General features: G+C 34.3%; 15 protein-coding genes and 2 pseudogenes. 8 read left to right on the top strand and 9 right to left on the bottom strand.

Annotated features, from left to right (window positions below; all coding sequences use genetic code 11):
* Positions 1–4: 4 nt before the first annotated feature.
* A pseudogene (locus ACM6HU_RS01705) lies at positions 5–753 on the bottom strand (Nif3-like dinuclear metal center hexameric protein).
* 176 nt (positions 754–929) lie between these two features.
* Between ACM6HU_RS01705 and ACM6HU_RS01700 the strand changes: the two are divergent.
* Positions 930–1,139, top strand: a complete 210-nt coding sequence (locus ACM6HU_RS01700) for a hypothetical protein (RefSeq protein ID WP_016115497.1) — start codon at positions 930–932, stop codon at positions 1,137–1,139.
* 36 nt (positions 1,140–1,175) lie between these two features.
* Here the strand turns inward: ACM6HU_RS01700 and ACM6HU_RS01695 are convergent, their stop codons facing one another.
* The 7 genes and pseudogenes from ACM6HU_RS01695 to ACM6HU_RS01665 form a co-directional block, all read right to left on the bottom strand.
* Entirely contained in the window at positions 1,176–2,075 is a 900-nt protein-coding gene (locus tag ACM6HU_RS01695) for a PhzF family phenazine biosynthesis protein (protein ID WP_016115498.1), read from the bottom strand.
* Between the two features lie 17 nt (positions 2,076–2,092).
* Positions 2,093–2,860: a GNAT family N-acetyltransferase gene (locus tag ACM6HU_RS01690; RefSeq protein WP_016115499.1), complete on the bottom strand. Its 768-nt coding sequence runs from the start codon at positions 2,858–2,860 to the stop codon at positions 2,093–2,095.
* A 30-nt stretch (positions 2,861–2,890) separates the two neighbouring features.
* Positions 2,891–3,529: an SDR family NAD(P)-dependent oxidoreductase gene (locus tag ACM6HU_RS01685; protein WP_255851587.1), complete on the bottom strand. Its 639-nt coding sequence runs from the start codon at positions 3,527–3,529 to the stop codon at positions 2,891–2,893.
* 479 nt (positions 3,530–4,008) lie between these two features.
* Positions 4,009–4,641, bottom strand: a pseudogene (locus tag ACM6HU_RS01680) (class I adenylate-forming enzyme family protein); the annotation flags it as partial.
* 523 nt (positions 4,642–5,164) lie between these two features.
* Positions 5,165–5,323, bottom strand: a complete 159-nt coding sequence (locus ACM6HU_RS01675) for a hypothetical protein (RefSeq protein WP_154214637.1) — start codon at positions 5,321–5,323, stop codon at positions 5,165–5,167.
* A gap of 131 nt (positions 5,324–5,454) precedes the next feature.
* Complete coding sequence (locus ACM6HU_RS01670) at positions 5,455–6,453, bottom strand: DUF3994 domain-containing protein (protein WP_016115502.1); 999 nt, start codon at positions 6,451–6,453, stop codon at positions 5,455–5,457.
* Between the two features lie 350 nt (positions 6,454–6,803).
* A complete protein-coding gene (locus tag ACM6HU_RS01665) occupies positions 6,804–6,974 on the bottom strand; it encodes a hypothetical protein (RefSeq protein ID WP_154214521.1) in 171 nt (56 codons plus the stop codon).
* Between the two features lie 615 nt (positions 6,975–7,589).
* On the opposite strand from ACM6HU_RS01665, the gene ACM6HU_RS01660 reads away from it, so the two are divergent.
* A complete protein-coding gene (locus ACM6HU_RS01660) occupies positions 7,590–8,009 on the top strand; it encodes a VOC family protein (RefSeq protein ID WP_016115504.1) in 420 nt (139 codons plus the stop codon).
* A 426-nt stretch (positions 8,010–8,435) separates the two neighbouring features.
* On the opposite strand, the gene ACM6HU_RS01655 is transcribed toward ACM6HU_RS01660, so the two are convergent.
* The gene (locus ACM6HU_RS01655) at positions 8,436–8,966 is read right to left on the bottom strand and encodes an NAD(P)H-dependent oxidoreductase (protein ID WP_016115505.1); all 531 of its coding nucleotides are present in this window, start codon (positions 8,964–8,966) and stop codon (positions 8,436–8,438) included.
* Positions 8,967–9,096: 130 nt separating this feature from the next.
* Between ACM6HU_RS01655 and ACM6HU_RS01650 the strand changes: the two genes are divergently transcribed.
* The 6 genes from ACM6HU_RS01650 (at position 9,097) to ACM6HU_RS01625 (ending at position 15,649) form a co-directional block, all read left to right on the top strand.
* Positions 9,097–9,420, top strand: a complete 324-nt coding sequence (locus tag ACM6HU_RS01650; RefSeq protein WP_016115506.1) for a winged helix-turn-helix transcriptional regulator — start codon at positions 9,097–9,099, stop codon at positions 9,418–9,420.
* A 288-nt stretch (positions 9,421–9,708) separates the two neighbouring features.
* Positions 9,709–10,887, top strand: a complete 1,179-nt coding sequence (locus tag ACM6HU_RS01645) for a tyrosine-type recombinase/integrase (protein WP_113710320.1) — start codon at positions 9,709–9,711, stop codon at positions 10,885–10,887.
* A 29-nt stretch (positions 10,888–10,916) separates the two neighbouring features.
* The gene (locus tag ACM6HU_RS01640; protein WP_264540612.1) at positions 10,917–13,052 is read left to right on the top strand and encodes a tyrosine-type recombinase/integrase; all 2,136 of its coding nucleotides are present in this window, start codon (positions 10,917–10,919) and stop codon (positions 13,050–13,052) included.
* Positions 13,045–13,440 carry a DUF6262 family protein gene (locus ACM6HU_RS01635; protein ID WP_113710322.1) on the top strand — a complete coding sequence of 132 codons (396 nt, stop codon included), beginning with the start codon at positions 13,045–13,047 and terminating at the stop codon, positions 13,438–13,440. Before ACM6HU_RS01640 ends, ACM6HU_RS01635 begins: the two co-directional genes overlap by 8 nt.
* Before the next feature lie 358 nt (positions 13,441–13,798).
* Complete coding sequence (locus ACM6HU_RS01630; protein WP_113710323.1) at positions 13,799–14,599, top strand: CPBP family intramembrane glutamic endopeptidase; 801 nt, start codon at positions 13,799–13,801, stop codon at positions 14,597–14,599.
* Between the two features lie 462 nt (positions 14,600–15,061).
* Positions 15,062–15,649 (top strand): hypothetical protein, encoded by a 588-nt coding sequence (locus ACM6HU_RS01625; RefSeq protein WP_414847966.1) that lies wholly within the window; start codon positions 15,062–15,064, stop codon positions 15,647–15,649.
* The last annotated feature ends 102 nt before the right edge of the window (positions 15,650–15,751 follow it).

Here is a 15,751-nt window from a genome sequence, read left to right as displayed (position 1 = left end):
CCCTTCACTCCAAATGCTCTTCATATAATCTAGTAATTTCTAATGCCCGATTCAGCTCTTTTAATTTATAAGCTAAACTTTCCACCCCAAAAACTTCCGTAAACGTATGACTACCAACAATAAGATTGATTCCCTTAAATTTTGCATATTGAACTGTATATAACGTTTTCTCTCCCGTTATATATGTATCGCAACCTTTTTCCAATGCTCTTTTTATAATATTTGTGCTGTTCCTGCCCCCGTCAAAATTGCTACTCGTTTTACTGGTTGATTGTGATCTTCCCACGCTTTTACTTTCTCTTCTAGTCTTTCTTCGACTCTTGCTACTAGACTCGAAAATGGAATAGCGGATTCATATTCTCCAATTCCAGGGAGCTCTTCTTCCTCATATGAAGAATACTCAAGTATTTTATCAATTTTAATTTCGTTAAATAACGAAATACAAGTTCCAAAGTTCACAAAGTCTAAAGGCAAGTGTATCCAAAAATGATTGATTTCATATTCTTTTAATTTCCCAACACAAGCCTCTTCCATACCGAATAAAAAGCTCCACGGCGCATGATGTGTAACAATCATATCGACTTACTTTACTCGTGCTTCTTCGATTGTTTCCAGCGTTAGGTTCGTTGTATAACCTATTTTATGGAATTCATCTTTACTAATATGGGTGAAGCCATATTCATCATCACCATATTTATGAAGATGCTCTCCAAATAACATTTCAATCGATTTTTTAAACTCTGCTATATTCATTTCAATTCTCCTTTTCACACTTCTTTCCCTAATACATATTTTATTTTCATGTAATGAAAACCTGCTTCGAATTAGAAGTATGAAACAATGAGCCTTTCTTGTATTCCCGCCAACTTTTAATTTTGATAAATACGGGCATGCTATAAAAAAACACCTGTATATATAGGAGGACATTTATGAAACCTGATTTTTTACAAGCCGTACACGAAGCCATTGGTAATGTCGAACATATCCACATTGAAGAAAGCGGAGCAGACAGCTTACTGATTCATCATGATGATGTGAGACAGTTAAAACAGGTTGCCGAAACGTTAGAAAATAGCAATTTTCATTCTGTAATGAGACAAAATGGAAATGCCTCTTTTATTGAAGTTTTAAACAGATAAAAAAGTTCGGTATATGACCGGACTTTTTTCATACTTTTAAATTAAAATTTGAAACTCATTTACATACACGGCAGTTCCAGAAATCTCAATTTGGAGTGAATCATCTTTCTGGTTCTTTATTACATAAACTGCGATCCGACCATCTTTATTCATTTCTTGTCCTTGTTCAACAATTAATGTCATTTCACCATCAAAATCTTGCTTCAAAAATTTAGCATAATAAGCCCCCATTACACCAGAAGCAGTTCCCGTCACTGAATCTTCTATCGTCCCGGAATAAGGTGATGAAAAATGCCGACCATGCATATGCGCTACTTCATCATAAGTTTCTAAGCAAAGAGGATGAATCGATGCCTTTGGTACTTCTTTTAGAATAGATGGAAACTCTTCATTATTTGGTTTCATTCTTTGAAAGGCATCCAACGTTTTAATAGGGACTAGCAAAGTCCAAATTCCAGTACTCCCATAAACAATTGGTAGCTTTTCATCTAAATCCATTTCATGAAGTCCAATGCTGTGAGCTAATTCTTCAGTGGAACCATCAAACTTTTGAAACTGTGGCGCTGTTTGTCTCATTTTAATAAATGATTCTCCATTTTCATCTATATCTATATGTACTGGTAAAACCCCTGCTTTCGTTTCTATTGTGAGATTTCGTTTCCCCTTCAGTAGCCCTCTTTCGTGAAGTGCATATATAGTTCCCACTGTCGCATGTCCGCAAAGATTCATTTCATGCCCTGGTGTAAAATAACGGATTCTTACATCAGCCACATTGGAAGGAAGCACAAAAGAGGTTTCATTAAATCCTACTTTTTCTGCAATCAGCTGCATTTCATCATCTGTCAATCGTTCTGCGTCTATTACAAGACCAGCTGGATTTCCCATATTCGGCTTTGTACTAAATGCATCATAATGGAAAACTTTTATTTCCTTCATTTTCTCATCTCCTGAATTTATTTAAATATTTTGCAATACAATTCCGTTTCTGTCCTTATAGAGCATCCGTTTTTCCAAAAAACCTTTTGCATTTTTTCATTTGTCATATGAGTACTTCCAATATAATAAGTAGCCCCCATCTGTTCTAACATGTATAAAGATTGAAGATGGATATGAGCACTAAGTCCTTTTCCACGTTCCTCCGGCAATAGTCCAAAATAAAATAATCGACCTTCATTCTTCGTACCAGGTTCAATATGAGGAATGGATATTCCAATCGGTTGCTCCTTTTCATAAAAAGCAATACATGATTTTTGCCAATCCTCACCTAATTCTGCTTGTATAGCGTAAAAATGTTCATCGATATTAAGAATTGATGATTTATTATCCGAATCTGACATACATCGCTCCCAAAGCGACTTAAATTCCGCTTCAGACAACGTCCTTTCGGCTATAGAGCGAAAATCATATTGTTTTTCTGGAGCTACGATATCCGTAAGCTTGCGAAACACTTCTATTTTCGCTGCATAGAGCTGAAAACCAAGTTCACGTAACACTTTTACACTCGGAGTATAACTGTTGAAACTTTTGTCTAGTAAAACACTTGCTCTTTTCAATTTCCAACATGAACAAACCTCTACAAATCTTTTTATCTTCTCTTTATAATTTTGATGATCATACAGTAAATCTTCTTCAGTTTCTTCAATTGTTATTGCATTCGGTAAACCATTTAATATTTTTTTCGAGGGACCAAATATGTTTTGTATGGTTGTAAGATTACACATTGTGTTCACCTTTCTATACAAAAATTGAAACTACCAATCTAACTCTCCTAAAGATGGATCAATGAACTTACCCGAAATTTCATCATTTGTACTCATTATCCAATTGTATATGTTGTATGCTCCTTCATCTGGTGTTATATCTGCATCATACGCCCCCATCTCTGTTTTTAACTTTCCTGGATAAATTGCGGTCACTACAATGCCTTTTTCCTCAAATTCTTGTTGTAAACATAAATTCAACATGTTTTGTGCTGCCTTCGCAATACGATATGAATAGGAAAACTGCCCTTGTGGAAATTCTTTAGCTGCCATTTTAGATAAAGAATCTAAACGTGAAGAAATATTAATAATTCTTGGATTTTCAGATTGTATTAGATTAGCATACGCACCTTTAACAGCACGAATTACACCTAAACAATGCATATTGAATAATGCCATTAATTCCTCTGAAGTTGTATGCAAGATCTCCGTTTCTTTTCCCGGTATTCCAGCATTATTAATAATAAGATCAACCACTTCTGTTTGTTGTTTAAGTTGCTCTTTTATGAGGTTGATACTGTCATCAGATGATAAGTCTGCTAATATAGGAAAACATCTAGACGGAAATAAGAAAATTAGATGCTCTTTCGCTTCCTTTTTCCAATACTGATTGTGGATTGAATACCCCATCATCGCCCATTGATAATCTATTCGTAAAATTGTAATAAGCTCAACTTTACCAACATTCGCACCATCTTCTTTACAAAACACTCCTAACACATACATGTCATCCCATTTTGCTGATTCATCAAAGCCACGTATCCATTCGGTAAACCATTCTTTTGTTGAATACGCCATATCTTGATAACCATCATCATACTTATACTGAGATGCCGATCGATTATGGAATCCTTCATATCAGCTTACATAATCCTCTTCTTGAAAAGGACGAAGGATCAGTCGTTCCGTCTCTACTTGTAACAATGACTTTCTCAATGTTTATCTCTCCCTCCATATTCAATGCTATAAATTCTATTTCCGAAGAAATATTATTTATTATTCGAATTTTCTTTATCATTTTAATCGAATCATAAAATTTAGTAAATCAATACGATATCGAAATAAACAAAAGTCCAGTTATGCACAAAACATAACTGGACTTTTTATTTTTATTTTATTAAAACACCACTTTTCAACTCTCTCTTCAATACTTTACCTAACGCATTTTTCGGTAAACTCTCAACAAACACTACTTGCGGTATTTTGTAGCTTGCTAATTTTTGTTTACAGTACTGAATAACCTCTTCTTCTGTTAAAAGTGTGTGAGTATCTTTAACGATATAAGCTCTTGGAATCTCTCCCCAAAAGTCATCTAGAATTCCAACTACAGCAACTTCCAATACACCATTTATTTCATGGATTACTTCTTCTACTTGATCCGGATATACATTATCGCCGCGGTGTACAATGACATCTTTATATCTTCCCATTATATATAAGAAGCCATCTTCGTCTATCATGCCGGCATCTCCCATATAAAACCAACTATCCTTTAAGACTTTTTTTGTGGCCTTTTCATTATTCCAATACCCTTTAAACATATATGGACTTCTTACAAGAATTTCTCCAACTTCCTTTTCAGGTAATTCTTCACCTGTGTCAGGATGAAGAATTTTCACTTCTACATTTTTAATTGGCTTTCCTACAGAAGACATTTTCTCTTTCCCCATGTCTGGTCGCCAAGAACTAACAACCCATCCTTCTGTACTTCCGTATCCTTGGACCATATAAATTCCTTTTTCCCCCTCCAACAAGTGCCTGTACATCAGCTGATTGTTTTGCTCTTTTTTGTGAAAGTTGTTGCATTGTGCTCAAGAAAAACGCCCCTTTTCATTTTTTAGATTTTTATTTTACTACATTAATTATTAATTTACTAAAGATTAAAACTTGATAAATTTTATTTATAATGTATCTTTGAAATACATTCACGATTTTTCAGAACATTGGCGTACATAAAAAAAGACTCGTGAAAAACGAGCTAGAAGTTACGCATAATTGTTAATTCAAAAGTGACTAGAGTTGTATATTTGGAATAAAGTTTGATCAAAGTGGAGTCACTCTTTTTAGCTAAATATGAAATTTTTATAAAAAAGTTTAATCAAAACTCATTTAGAAATTTTTGATTAAAAAGATAACGTATCGCATCTTTATTCAAAAGTTGTCCTAATTGCTTTATATGAACTTATAAGAGGTTCACCACACAAAAAACGCATCTATGTAGATGCGTTTTTTGTGATCCTGTTATTGCTTTAAAAGAAAGTTTGATTAAAGAGTGGCTGCAGACATCGAGTCTATAGTACAAGAACCCCACATATATTTAAGAATTGTTTTACGTCCTTTTGCGATATCTGTGAAATCATTTGTTTTTTGAAAAGTATTCATAGTTGCATTTTCCTCTTTAAGCTTTTTTATTTGATTTAACATGTTGAAAATAATCTTTCTTTCCTCTGTTAGCTTCTTCTGATGTTTCTGCGGCTATTACAAAATACCCGACATTAACCTATGGCGTAGGCATGAATAAAGGACTAGGTCATAAACCTAGTCCTCACTTATTTTTAGCTTTGTTTTACATATCTAGTTGTATTGGATGATTTATCATTAAACAATTGTAAGTTCTTTCTATCAAAGTTTTGGACTTTATAAGCAATGTCTTTGTGAACAACTTCTGCTTCTACCCCATTTGACATTTGCTTCGTAATATGAAGGTTTAATGTTAAAGAATTTTTATCATAATCCCATGTACCTTCTATATGATTGATTTTATTTGGATAATCACCTGCATTGTAAACTTCAAAAGTTTTAGGACTTCCACCTTTTAAAATAAATGATAACTTGAATCCGTCAGTAGTCTGTACTCCCCAGTTACCGATTAGTTCCGTACCGTCTACTACATTACTTTGAACTGCATCGTAGTCAATTCCTTCTTTCTTATCTAGGTCCTTTGTTTCTTTGTTAGATACAGTACCGTCTCCTCCTTTTGTTAGTTCATCTCTCTTCTTAGCTATGTTTGCTGTAGCTTCTTTCCAGTACTTACCGCCTTCTGCTATCATATTTAATGAAGTTTTCATCTTCTCTTCATCCATTTCTTTTACAGACTCTAGTTGAAGAGTATAGGCCTTACTGTATGTATCCATCGCTTTAATTACAGTTTGATGGTCTTCTTTAAATTCATTAGGTGGGTTTACTTCTTTGATACTTTTTGTCGTCGCTTTTAGCCTCTCAACTAATCCTTCAAACTCCTTTATCTTCTCAGCTTCAGTTTTGTTTGAAGTAGCCATTGTTTGTATATCAACACCCGTTTTAATTAATTCAGCAGCTAAAGCCATAATTTTAGAAGGATACTCTTTTACTGTTAGTTGATCCCCTTTTGCCGCTGTTAGTTTATCTTCTTTCTTCTCAGTAGAAGACTTATCTTCCTTTTTACTTGTTGAAGGTTTATCTTCATTTTGTACTGTAGTCGCTGCTTTCTTAGAATCTTTCTCTGATGAGTCTGTTCCACAACCTCCTAATAGCATAAGTGGAAGTGCAAAACATACTAAATTCTTTGCTTTCATACTTTCCCATCCCTTTTATTATTTTATTTGCCGCTTTCTCCCTCTGTTCCCCAGAAAAAATGACATAATATATTAATAAAAGGTGCTTTCGTCAATAGAAAACACCTTTTAGTCACCAACTATTATTTGATAGTCTTAAACCTTTTACAAGATGATCACATGTTCATAAATATTGTTGGCGTTACTAACGCTACTATAAATATTTTTTTATAAAACTTTTAGAAGTATCTTGATTTAAGAAGCCCAAAATCTCGTCACAATTCCAATCTTTCTCTTTTAGAGAATTAAGCAATTCATGGGTTTCTTTATACGGTTCCATGAACGAAGCGGTAAGTACAGCATACATATCTTTAAATTAGTGTAAAACGATTTGATTTCTCTGCTAACTTCTCATGAATCGCTATCTTTTTACCAAGATAGTCTGTTGTATTTCCACTAATTAAATAACAATTTTCTAATTGTTCTTCTTCCTCTAATTTCGCATACGAAAACCAAATGACAGCATCTATACCACTTTCCACATCGTATTCAATATATTCGAAAAATTAAAGATTTAGTTTTATAACCATTTCAATATTACCATATTTATCCCAAAATGTTAAAAGTTCTTCTTTTCTATCTAATAATAACCGGCTAGTCATAATTGCTAACCTCACGTCTTTATTATAACTCCTAACTCACACCAATTTTTTGATATATCCATTTGGTGATAAGGTTTTGATCCTTATTGTTCGTGCTGTTCTTTCTACATGCTTTTCTGTGATAGATCCATCCTCATTTTGAATTTATTCTATCCCCGTCTCTTTACTAACAATTTCTTGTCCCTGTACTATGTGTAGATCATCGTCATTACCAATCATTCCGTTTACAAATCCACATTCTAACCGCTAAAACTTTTCAACTTTTATCGCGATTTATTTTATCAGTATGAATTTGTAGAGAGATAACAATTTAATATTTCTAGTAAAGATCAAAAGGTAAGAATAGAATAATTATGATGTTATGTAGCATATATATAGTCTAGTTGACTTAACTATAACTAAACAGAAAGCCATAACCGTAACATTTAAATACTTGTCTATTCCCTTTCAAATGTTACTAATATAGGGAATCCCTGTTTAAAAGGAGATGAGTGAATGAAGTTAAATCATTTGAATCTATGTGTTGATGATTTATCAGAAGCTAGACATTTCTTTGAGACGTTTTTTGATTTTCAATTTTTAGAACAAAAAGGAAAGGCTCTTGTAGTAATGAGTGATGAGAATGGATTTATTCTTGTGTTAAGTGATCCAAAAGCATTCAAGGGAAACAAGGCTGTTAGATATCCTGAAGCTTTTCATATTGGTTTTTTGGTGGAAACTTCAAGTGAAGTTGATCAAGCATATAATCGTTTAGTAGCTGGAGGCATCGAAATAGATAAGGAACCTTATACGATGAGAGGTAGTAGTTACGGGTTTTATTTTACAGTATTTAATGGTTTATTAATTGAAGTTTCTTGCCTTGACTATAAAGATGGTAAGAAAGTTTCAAAAGCCAATGACACACTCCTTACATAACAACTTTCAACCGAACAAGTCATAACTCATATGAAGTAATTATGAAAAAGGTCCCTCTTCTTTCAGGGACCTTTCATATTGACTAGCGATCAAAAATATAACATATCTTACATACATAAAAACGAGGCTTCTACATAAGTTTTAAGCAACCTTTTTGATAAAGTGAAATGTTCATCCAGACAAAAAGAACCCATTTTGATCAAACTTTATTCCAAACCAATACATTACATAAAATGAAACTTTAATCAGTGGGGGTTTTCTCCATCCCCCACTGATTATTAGTTGAGCCAATCGGGCTTTTACGGACAGTTCATCTCCCACCTAACTCTTTTGCTTTCGCTGAATTTTGAGGTGGGAGTGTTACTGTCCGTTAATGCGGGATAAAAAATACCCCGATACCTATAAAAGGATCGGGATATTTTTAAATTATATATAGAGATTACTTTTATTCATAATATATTTACCATACTCAGTTGCACTTCTCTCGATATCTTCATCCTTTAGTTGATACTCTGCTCCATACAACGTAAATGTTGGTATGGATTTCATCCCCGTATATAGACAAGTCGCCTGGAATGGTTTTGTTAATTCGTTCATTGTAAGTCCATCTTGATACTGTGTTTCTAATCCCCCTATAGAAATCGCCAAACCAAATTCTTTATTACGTACTTTATCCCCTGTAGAACCATATGCAAAACCGTACGTCAGCACATCATCAAACCACTTCTTTAGTAATGGTGGTGAACTATACCAATAGAACGGAAATTGAAATATGTAACGATCGTGTTCTAATAATAGCCTCTGTTCATAATCAACATCGAATTCCCAATTAGGAGCTGCTTTATACAATTCATGTACTGTTATCTCATTAGAATATTTCTCCAATTCTTCTTTCCATCTTTTATTAATTCTTGATTTTTCAATATCTGGATGTGCTACAATTACAAGTGTTTTCATAAATTCTCTTCCCCCTTATAAATAAATGAAATCCTTTAGTATTAGTATGTATTAGTTACATATAATTGAAAAGTACGTACTTTCAGGTGCTATAGGAACCTCAAAGTACCTATGGAGGTGTAATATATAGATGAATCAGAATCATAACTTTCCTATCGCTACCACCCTTGAAGTCATCGGAGGAAAATGGAAGAGTAGTATTTTATGCATTCTCATGAGCGGAAAGAAGCGGACACACGAACTGAAACGTGCAATCCCAGATATTACACAAAAAGTTCTGACGCAACAATTGCGACAACTTGAAGCTGATGGGGTTATCCATCGTACTGTATATAAAGAAGTTCCACCAAGAGTTGAGTATACAATAAGTGAATATGGAAAATCTTTAATTCAAATTATGAATGAAATGTGTGAATGGGGAAAAGATCATCAAGTCAAAAAATCAACAAAATAGAAAAACAAAAAATGAAAAGAACCCTTTTTATTAAATTAAGGTAATAATGTGTAGGATAGTTAGTCCATTATGAGGGCTGATTATCCTTTTTTATTTACATAACGAATGAAATAAATGAAGATTGAATATTCGGTTTAATGAGTATAATATGGATATATAATTAGAAATGTTTGTTTGGTTTTGGGAGGAGGACAGAGCCTCGGTGCGAGGACCTTAAAAACAACAATGACGGTAGGCTCTATGGGTAGAACTACTATTAAAAATAATGATTAACGGGAGAGTATTCTTATGAGAGTGGAAGAGATATCTGTTGACAATACAAAAGCCTACCTTCTACTGGACACAAATGGGTTACCTGTTGAACCTGTTGCAAAGTATATGAAATACCTTCATAACAGGGAGAGTAGCAGCAATACTTTAAAGACTTACTGTACGGCTTTAAAACATTACTTTACATATCTGGAACAAGTAAAGATTGGTTATCAAGAAATCAACTTTCAGAGACTATCTAACTTTGTTGTTTGGCTTAGAAACCCTTACGAAAACAATAATGTTGTACCTCATAAAACAACAAAAGCTAAACGCAGGGAAAGCACAGTAAACAATTACCTTACGGTCGTGACATCCTTTTATGATTACCTATACCGAAATGATTTAGTTGACTCAGATCTTGTGGAAAAGCTTATGAAGAAGATGTTCATTGGCGCTGGTGGAAATGGGTACAAGGGTTTCTTACATCACGTAAATGAAGGGAAACCAATATCTAAAAACGTCCTTAAATTAGATGAACCGAGAGAAAGAGTAAGAGTATTTACAAAAGAACAAATTAATTTAATCTATCAATCTACAACGAACATTAGGGATAAATTTCTGGTGCGGTTGCTTTTTGAAAGTGGATTGCGTATTGGAGAGGTTCTCTCCCTGTTTCTCGAAGACTTTCAATTTGATGTCAAACAAAGAAAACACAAAATCCAACTGATAGATAGAGGGGAACTACCAAACGGAGGTAAATTGAAGACCGGAGAGAGAAGAATAGATATCTCTCAAGGACTCATGGATTTATACGACGATTATTTGTACGAAGTGCTTGATGAATATAATCCAGACCATAACTTTGTGTTTGTGAAAATTTGGGGGAAGAATGCCGGGAAGCCCCTTACCTATTCTGATGTCTATGCGACCTTCAAAGAGGTTGAGAAGAGAACAGGCATACATATTACTCCGCATATGTTCCGACACACTCACGGAACGATTTATTACCTTCAAACGAAAAACATTAAGATGGTGCAAGAGCGCCTAGGTCATGCACAAATACAGACAACAATGAACTTATACGTCCACCCTTCCGAAGATGATATCCGCAAGGATTGGGAGAAGGCTTCTCCTGCCTTTGAGATTGGGCGAAGAAAAGAGAACAAAGAGGAAGACTTTCAATCAGGTATTCCTGATGAAGCAGTTCCTTTTTAAACGAGATTGGCATTTTAGGAGGAAAGTCATTGGATAAAATCATAGCAAATAATTCACTCCCACAAAGCGAATATTGGAACTTAATTACCTCCACCCTCTCCTCTTACGAGGTTAAAGATGTGTCCAGTGATGGCACGGTAAAAAGAAGACTTGTGAAAGATGATTACTTTTTAGTCAATGACGTTTGGAACGTTAACGATATTGGTCAAATTCCTAATTTTGAAGAGCAATTCAATAAATACAAAGGAACAACTAAAAATATAAAGTTCTGTATCGAAAATTATACCATTGGCTTAGAACTTAAATTTGTTTTCTATCATAAGTTGTTTAACGATGAACCGAGTTTTTACAGCCTTGTTTATGGCTACAAAACATCCATAAACAAATTAGTTTTATTTCTTAACGAAAAGCATTCCCACCTCCATTCTCTCCTTGAATTAGATGTTGAAAAGACTGAGAAACAGTGGATTTTGTGGTTGAACAACAAAGGTGTAAAAACAACCCAAACAAAGAAAAGTATCCAATATGGTGAACTCGAAGTTAAAACAACTACAGCGAACTTCTTTCGTTCCCTGTATGGAAAATTATTCAATATAACAGATGATCGTGAAGAATGGGAGAAAGATAGATGGAATGTTAGGGTGTTATATGACAAATATGGGGTGACATATAATGCATCGGTAACGCATTATTTTCTTGACTTCACAAGTATTCAAAACGCTGTTTTTAAACAGTATTTAAAAAAATATATCAAAACTAGATTACTTGGTGGTGGAAAATTTTCGTGGTCATCAGCTCGTGAATATTTAAGAAATGTTCCTAAGTTTTTAAATTTCATTAGTGAGCTAGAGCCTGAATGGAATGATTTAAATGGTCTTACAAGACAGCATATCGAAAAGTATTTGGAGTTTCTTCGTCATTATGCCCGAAATAATTTGAAAAATAAAAATGCTAATCCAAAACAACACATATTTGATAACCTAAAACGTGTTAATACATTTTTGAAAGATACCCAACGTTTTGATTACAGTATAGCACCTGAGAAATCAACTGCAAAATTACTTTACTCTGAGGACTATCCACGTCTTGATAAGAAATCAGATGACGATATTGATTACATTCCTGAACATGTATTGGAGCAGTTATTTGAAAACATTAGCGACCTTCATCCAGACGTACAACCTATCGTGTGGGTTGCTTTTAAAACTGGATTGCGTATCAGCGATACATTAGGATTAACACAGGACTGTTTGGTTCAGCTAAATGGCAAATATTCTATTCAAACCGATATTGAAAAAACATATGTAAAAGGTCATAAAATTCCGATTGACGACCAATTAGCCAATATGATAGCCGTTTTAATACACAACTCCAAGGAACTCAGCAATGAGGATAACAACCCTGATAAATATATTTTTGTTCGGTACAATGGTTCCCGTAAGGGGAAACCATTTTCACAAGGATGGGTGCAAAGCAAACTTAACGAACTAGCAATCGAAAAGAACATTACTGACGAAATAGGCAACGTCTTCCACTTCAAATCACACCAATTTAGACACACTTATGCGGTGAAAATGTTAAATGGTGGAGCTGATATTTTAACTGTGCAGGGGCTATTGGCTCATGCTTCTCCTGAAATGACGATGCGATATGCCCGTTTATTGGATGATACGAAACGCAAGGAGTTCGAGAAGGTTATTAAGCAAGGTGTATTTAGCTTTGACCTAAATGGGGAAATTCATCAGGTCTCAGAAGCTGAAGACATCCCTGAAGACATCATGGATATGATGTGGAAAGACGAAAAGTTAAACGCATTGGACAACCCTTACGGGACTTGTCGCGCCAGAGTGAATGGAAACTGTCCATTATCAGCAGAACCCCCTTGTCTCACAGCAAACGATGGAAAGCCTTGTTTTGATTTAGCTGTAGGTATGACGAGTTTTGATGTTAAAAAGTATGAGCTTCTCATAGAAACGACGACAAAGTGGATTGAAGCCTCAAAAGAATATGGTCGCGAAGATATGGTTAAAGCAAACGAAAAGAACTTGGAGAGATACCAAAACATTTATGAAACAATCAAGGGTGGAAATGTCATTTTTGGACGATTTGACCGGATGAAGAGACAATTAGAACGTAAGAAAAGGGAAGGTGTTAAGCGTGGCTAATTTCGACCGTGAGGAGCAACTGAGGCAGCTACACGAAAAAAGGAAACAGACAACTATAGCCAAGGTTGAGGAAGCGATTAAACGTCTAACCAAGAGCTCTAAGGCAATTAACTTTAATAGCGTGGCAGCAGAAGCTGGGGTGAGCAAAGCAACGCTTTATAACCATAATGAGCTCAAAGAGCGTATCAATTTCTTACGAAATCAACAAGAAAAGACATTTGTAGACTCTCGAATTAAACGAGATGAGAACAATCAAAATGCCGTAATCGCTTCTCTCAAAAGAAGAATTGAAAAGTTAGAAAAAAAAAATAAGCAATTAGAGGAGGAGAATAAACGATTACGCGAAAAAGAAAACAAAAAACTTACGGAATATTTTAAGATGATATAATTCTTCTTCTGTGCAGTGATAATAAAGCTGTTTATAGAACGGATATTTTTATTTAACTATAGGAAGTTTTTGATGTTGTAGAGTGATAATAAAGTAGTTTAATAAGTTGGGAAGTAATGCTTAACTACTTGATAAAGCATGAGCTAATGAAGTACCGGAAAAATAACTGTACCACGAAATAGTGCCATAATTGGGGCTTAGAAACAAGTCGATAAATTAGAATTTGTAATGGAGATTATTTATATTTTGTGCGGAGCGCAACTTTGAATTGGCAGAAAGCAAACATTAGGTGATAAAAGTCAAAGCGTCCATCCGTTAAAATTTAATGTATACATTTAAAATGTGAGGTGAAGAAATCATGACAGACAAAAAAATCACAGTACAATTTACGATGCTGACATTTTGCATAGCCTATCTTGTGTCAGGTGCTTTGATTGCTCTTGGGAAATTCGGATATTCGGTTCACAATTGGGTTCACTCGTTACAGCAATTCGGGATGAATATCCCCTTTGCAATCTATATTTTGTCGCCCGCTATTGCTTCATATATCGTTCTGAAGAAAAATAACAAAATAGCAGGTTTCAAGGAATGGTTGAGAACTGTTTTTTATGCCAAAAATAGCATATCTCTCTATTTGTTCGTTGTTGCAGGACTTGCACTGTATTTTTTGATACATATTGCAGTTTCAGGCCACACGGAAATGGTGCTTCCATTTTATACGTTCTTCCTTTCCCTGCTTGGTAATCTTATTATCGGTGGCTTGGAGGAAGCTGGCTGGATGTACATATTGCAGCCTGAGCTTGACAAAAAATACGGTTTTGTTTTGTCTTCTGTTTTTGTTGGAATCATTTGGATTTTATGGCATATCCCTCTCTTCTTCATTCCGGGGACGAATCACGGAGAGGGACTCATTAACTTTTGGATGTTTGCAGTTCAACTCATTGCGTTTCGGTTTTTCAACGGGGCAATCTACAAAATATCAGGAAAAGGCCGTGTGTTTATGTGCGTATTATTCCACACCATGTTCAATGCGGCATCCCCCATCTTCGGCACCATGACTATGACTTGGGCGGGAACCATTGCCGCAAATGCTGTGATTGTTCTTGTTTCAATTGTAACCGTTGTGATATACGACAAAAAGAACAGGCGAATAGTATAAGCATAATCCGTGTTCGCCAAATTCCAGTTTGTTGAATAGCCGTTTATATAAACGAAACGTCTTTGCAGGAGTGGCGAAGCCACGACTACATGAACAGCCCCCCATTATCTAACAGGGGCGCAAATTAACCTATAATTCCCCTTTCTGAAAGAAATGTGATTAACATCAATGTGTAAGATTGTGAAATGTTGTACTTAAAGTAACAGGTGCTTTAGTTGAAAAAAATTAAACAACTTTATTATCATTTTAAGTAACAATATTCTTTTAGATCAATTCAGTTTTAAACAACTTTTTTAAAGCCTTATTACATTTGATATGTAGTAAGGCTCTTGCTTTATTATAGCGAATTAAACAACTTTATTATCACTCTACAGATGTATTAATATTTGATTTAATTGAGAAAGGATTGGTATACTATTGTCGGTTTTTTGTTTATTCAATTAAAGAAAACGGATCTATAATGTGGGAGGAAATCAAATACATTTATTAAAAATAAAGGAGCTGTTGAAATTGGACACTATTCAATTAATTGAAGATTTCATATTACCTTACTATGCTCAAAAAGATATAATGCACAATGTTGAACATATAAAAAGAATTTTAAATTTATCTCTAGAAATGGCTAAAATATATAAAAATAAAGTAGATGAGGATTTACTTAAATATGGCGCATATTTTCACGGAGTAATATATGAAGAAGAGATAAGAATAAGTATTGAAGAATTTCTTAAGGGTATTGGGTTTAGTGGAGAAAAAATAAAACGAATTCTAGAAGTAGCAGACGGTTCTCAAAAGGATGGAAAACCAGAAAGCCTAGAAGCTAAAATTCTCCACGATGCACATTTACTTGAGGGTGGAGAGACATTTTTAATTGTTAAATCTTTAATCACTGGATCACTCAGGGGACAATCCTTACTGGAAACGATTGAATATCTAGAAACAAATATACTTAATAAACATCATTGTTACTTACCCGAAAATATTGAAAAATACAAGGAAAAGGAAAAGTTCGCTTTTGACTTTCTATACAAACTCAAAACACATATATAATTTTTAATTTGTGAAGTTTTGTACTTAAATTATATGAGGGGTTTTATGGAATATTTGGACTCTGAATAAATAGAAATTTTTAACAATAAAAAATCTTTGTAT

Origin of the sequence: Bacillus sp. IT-79MI2 (assembly GCF_949768135.1) — a bacterium.
GTDB classification, from domain to species: Bacteria; Bacillota; Bacilli; order Bacillales; family Bacillaceae_G; genus Bacillus_A; species Bacillus_A pseudomycoides.
This window is presented reverse-complemented; position numbering and strand designations above follow the sequence as displayed.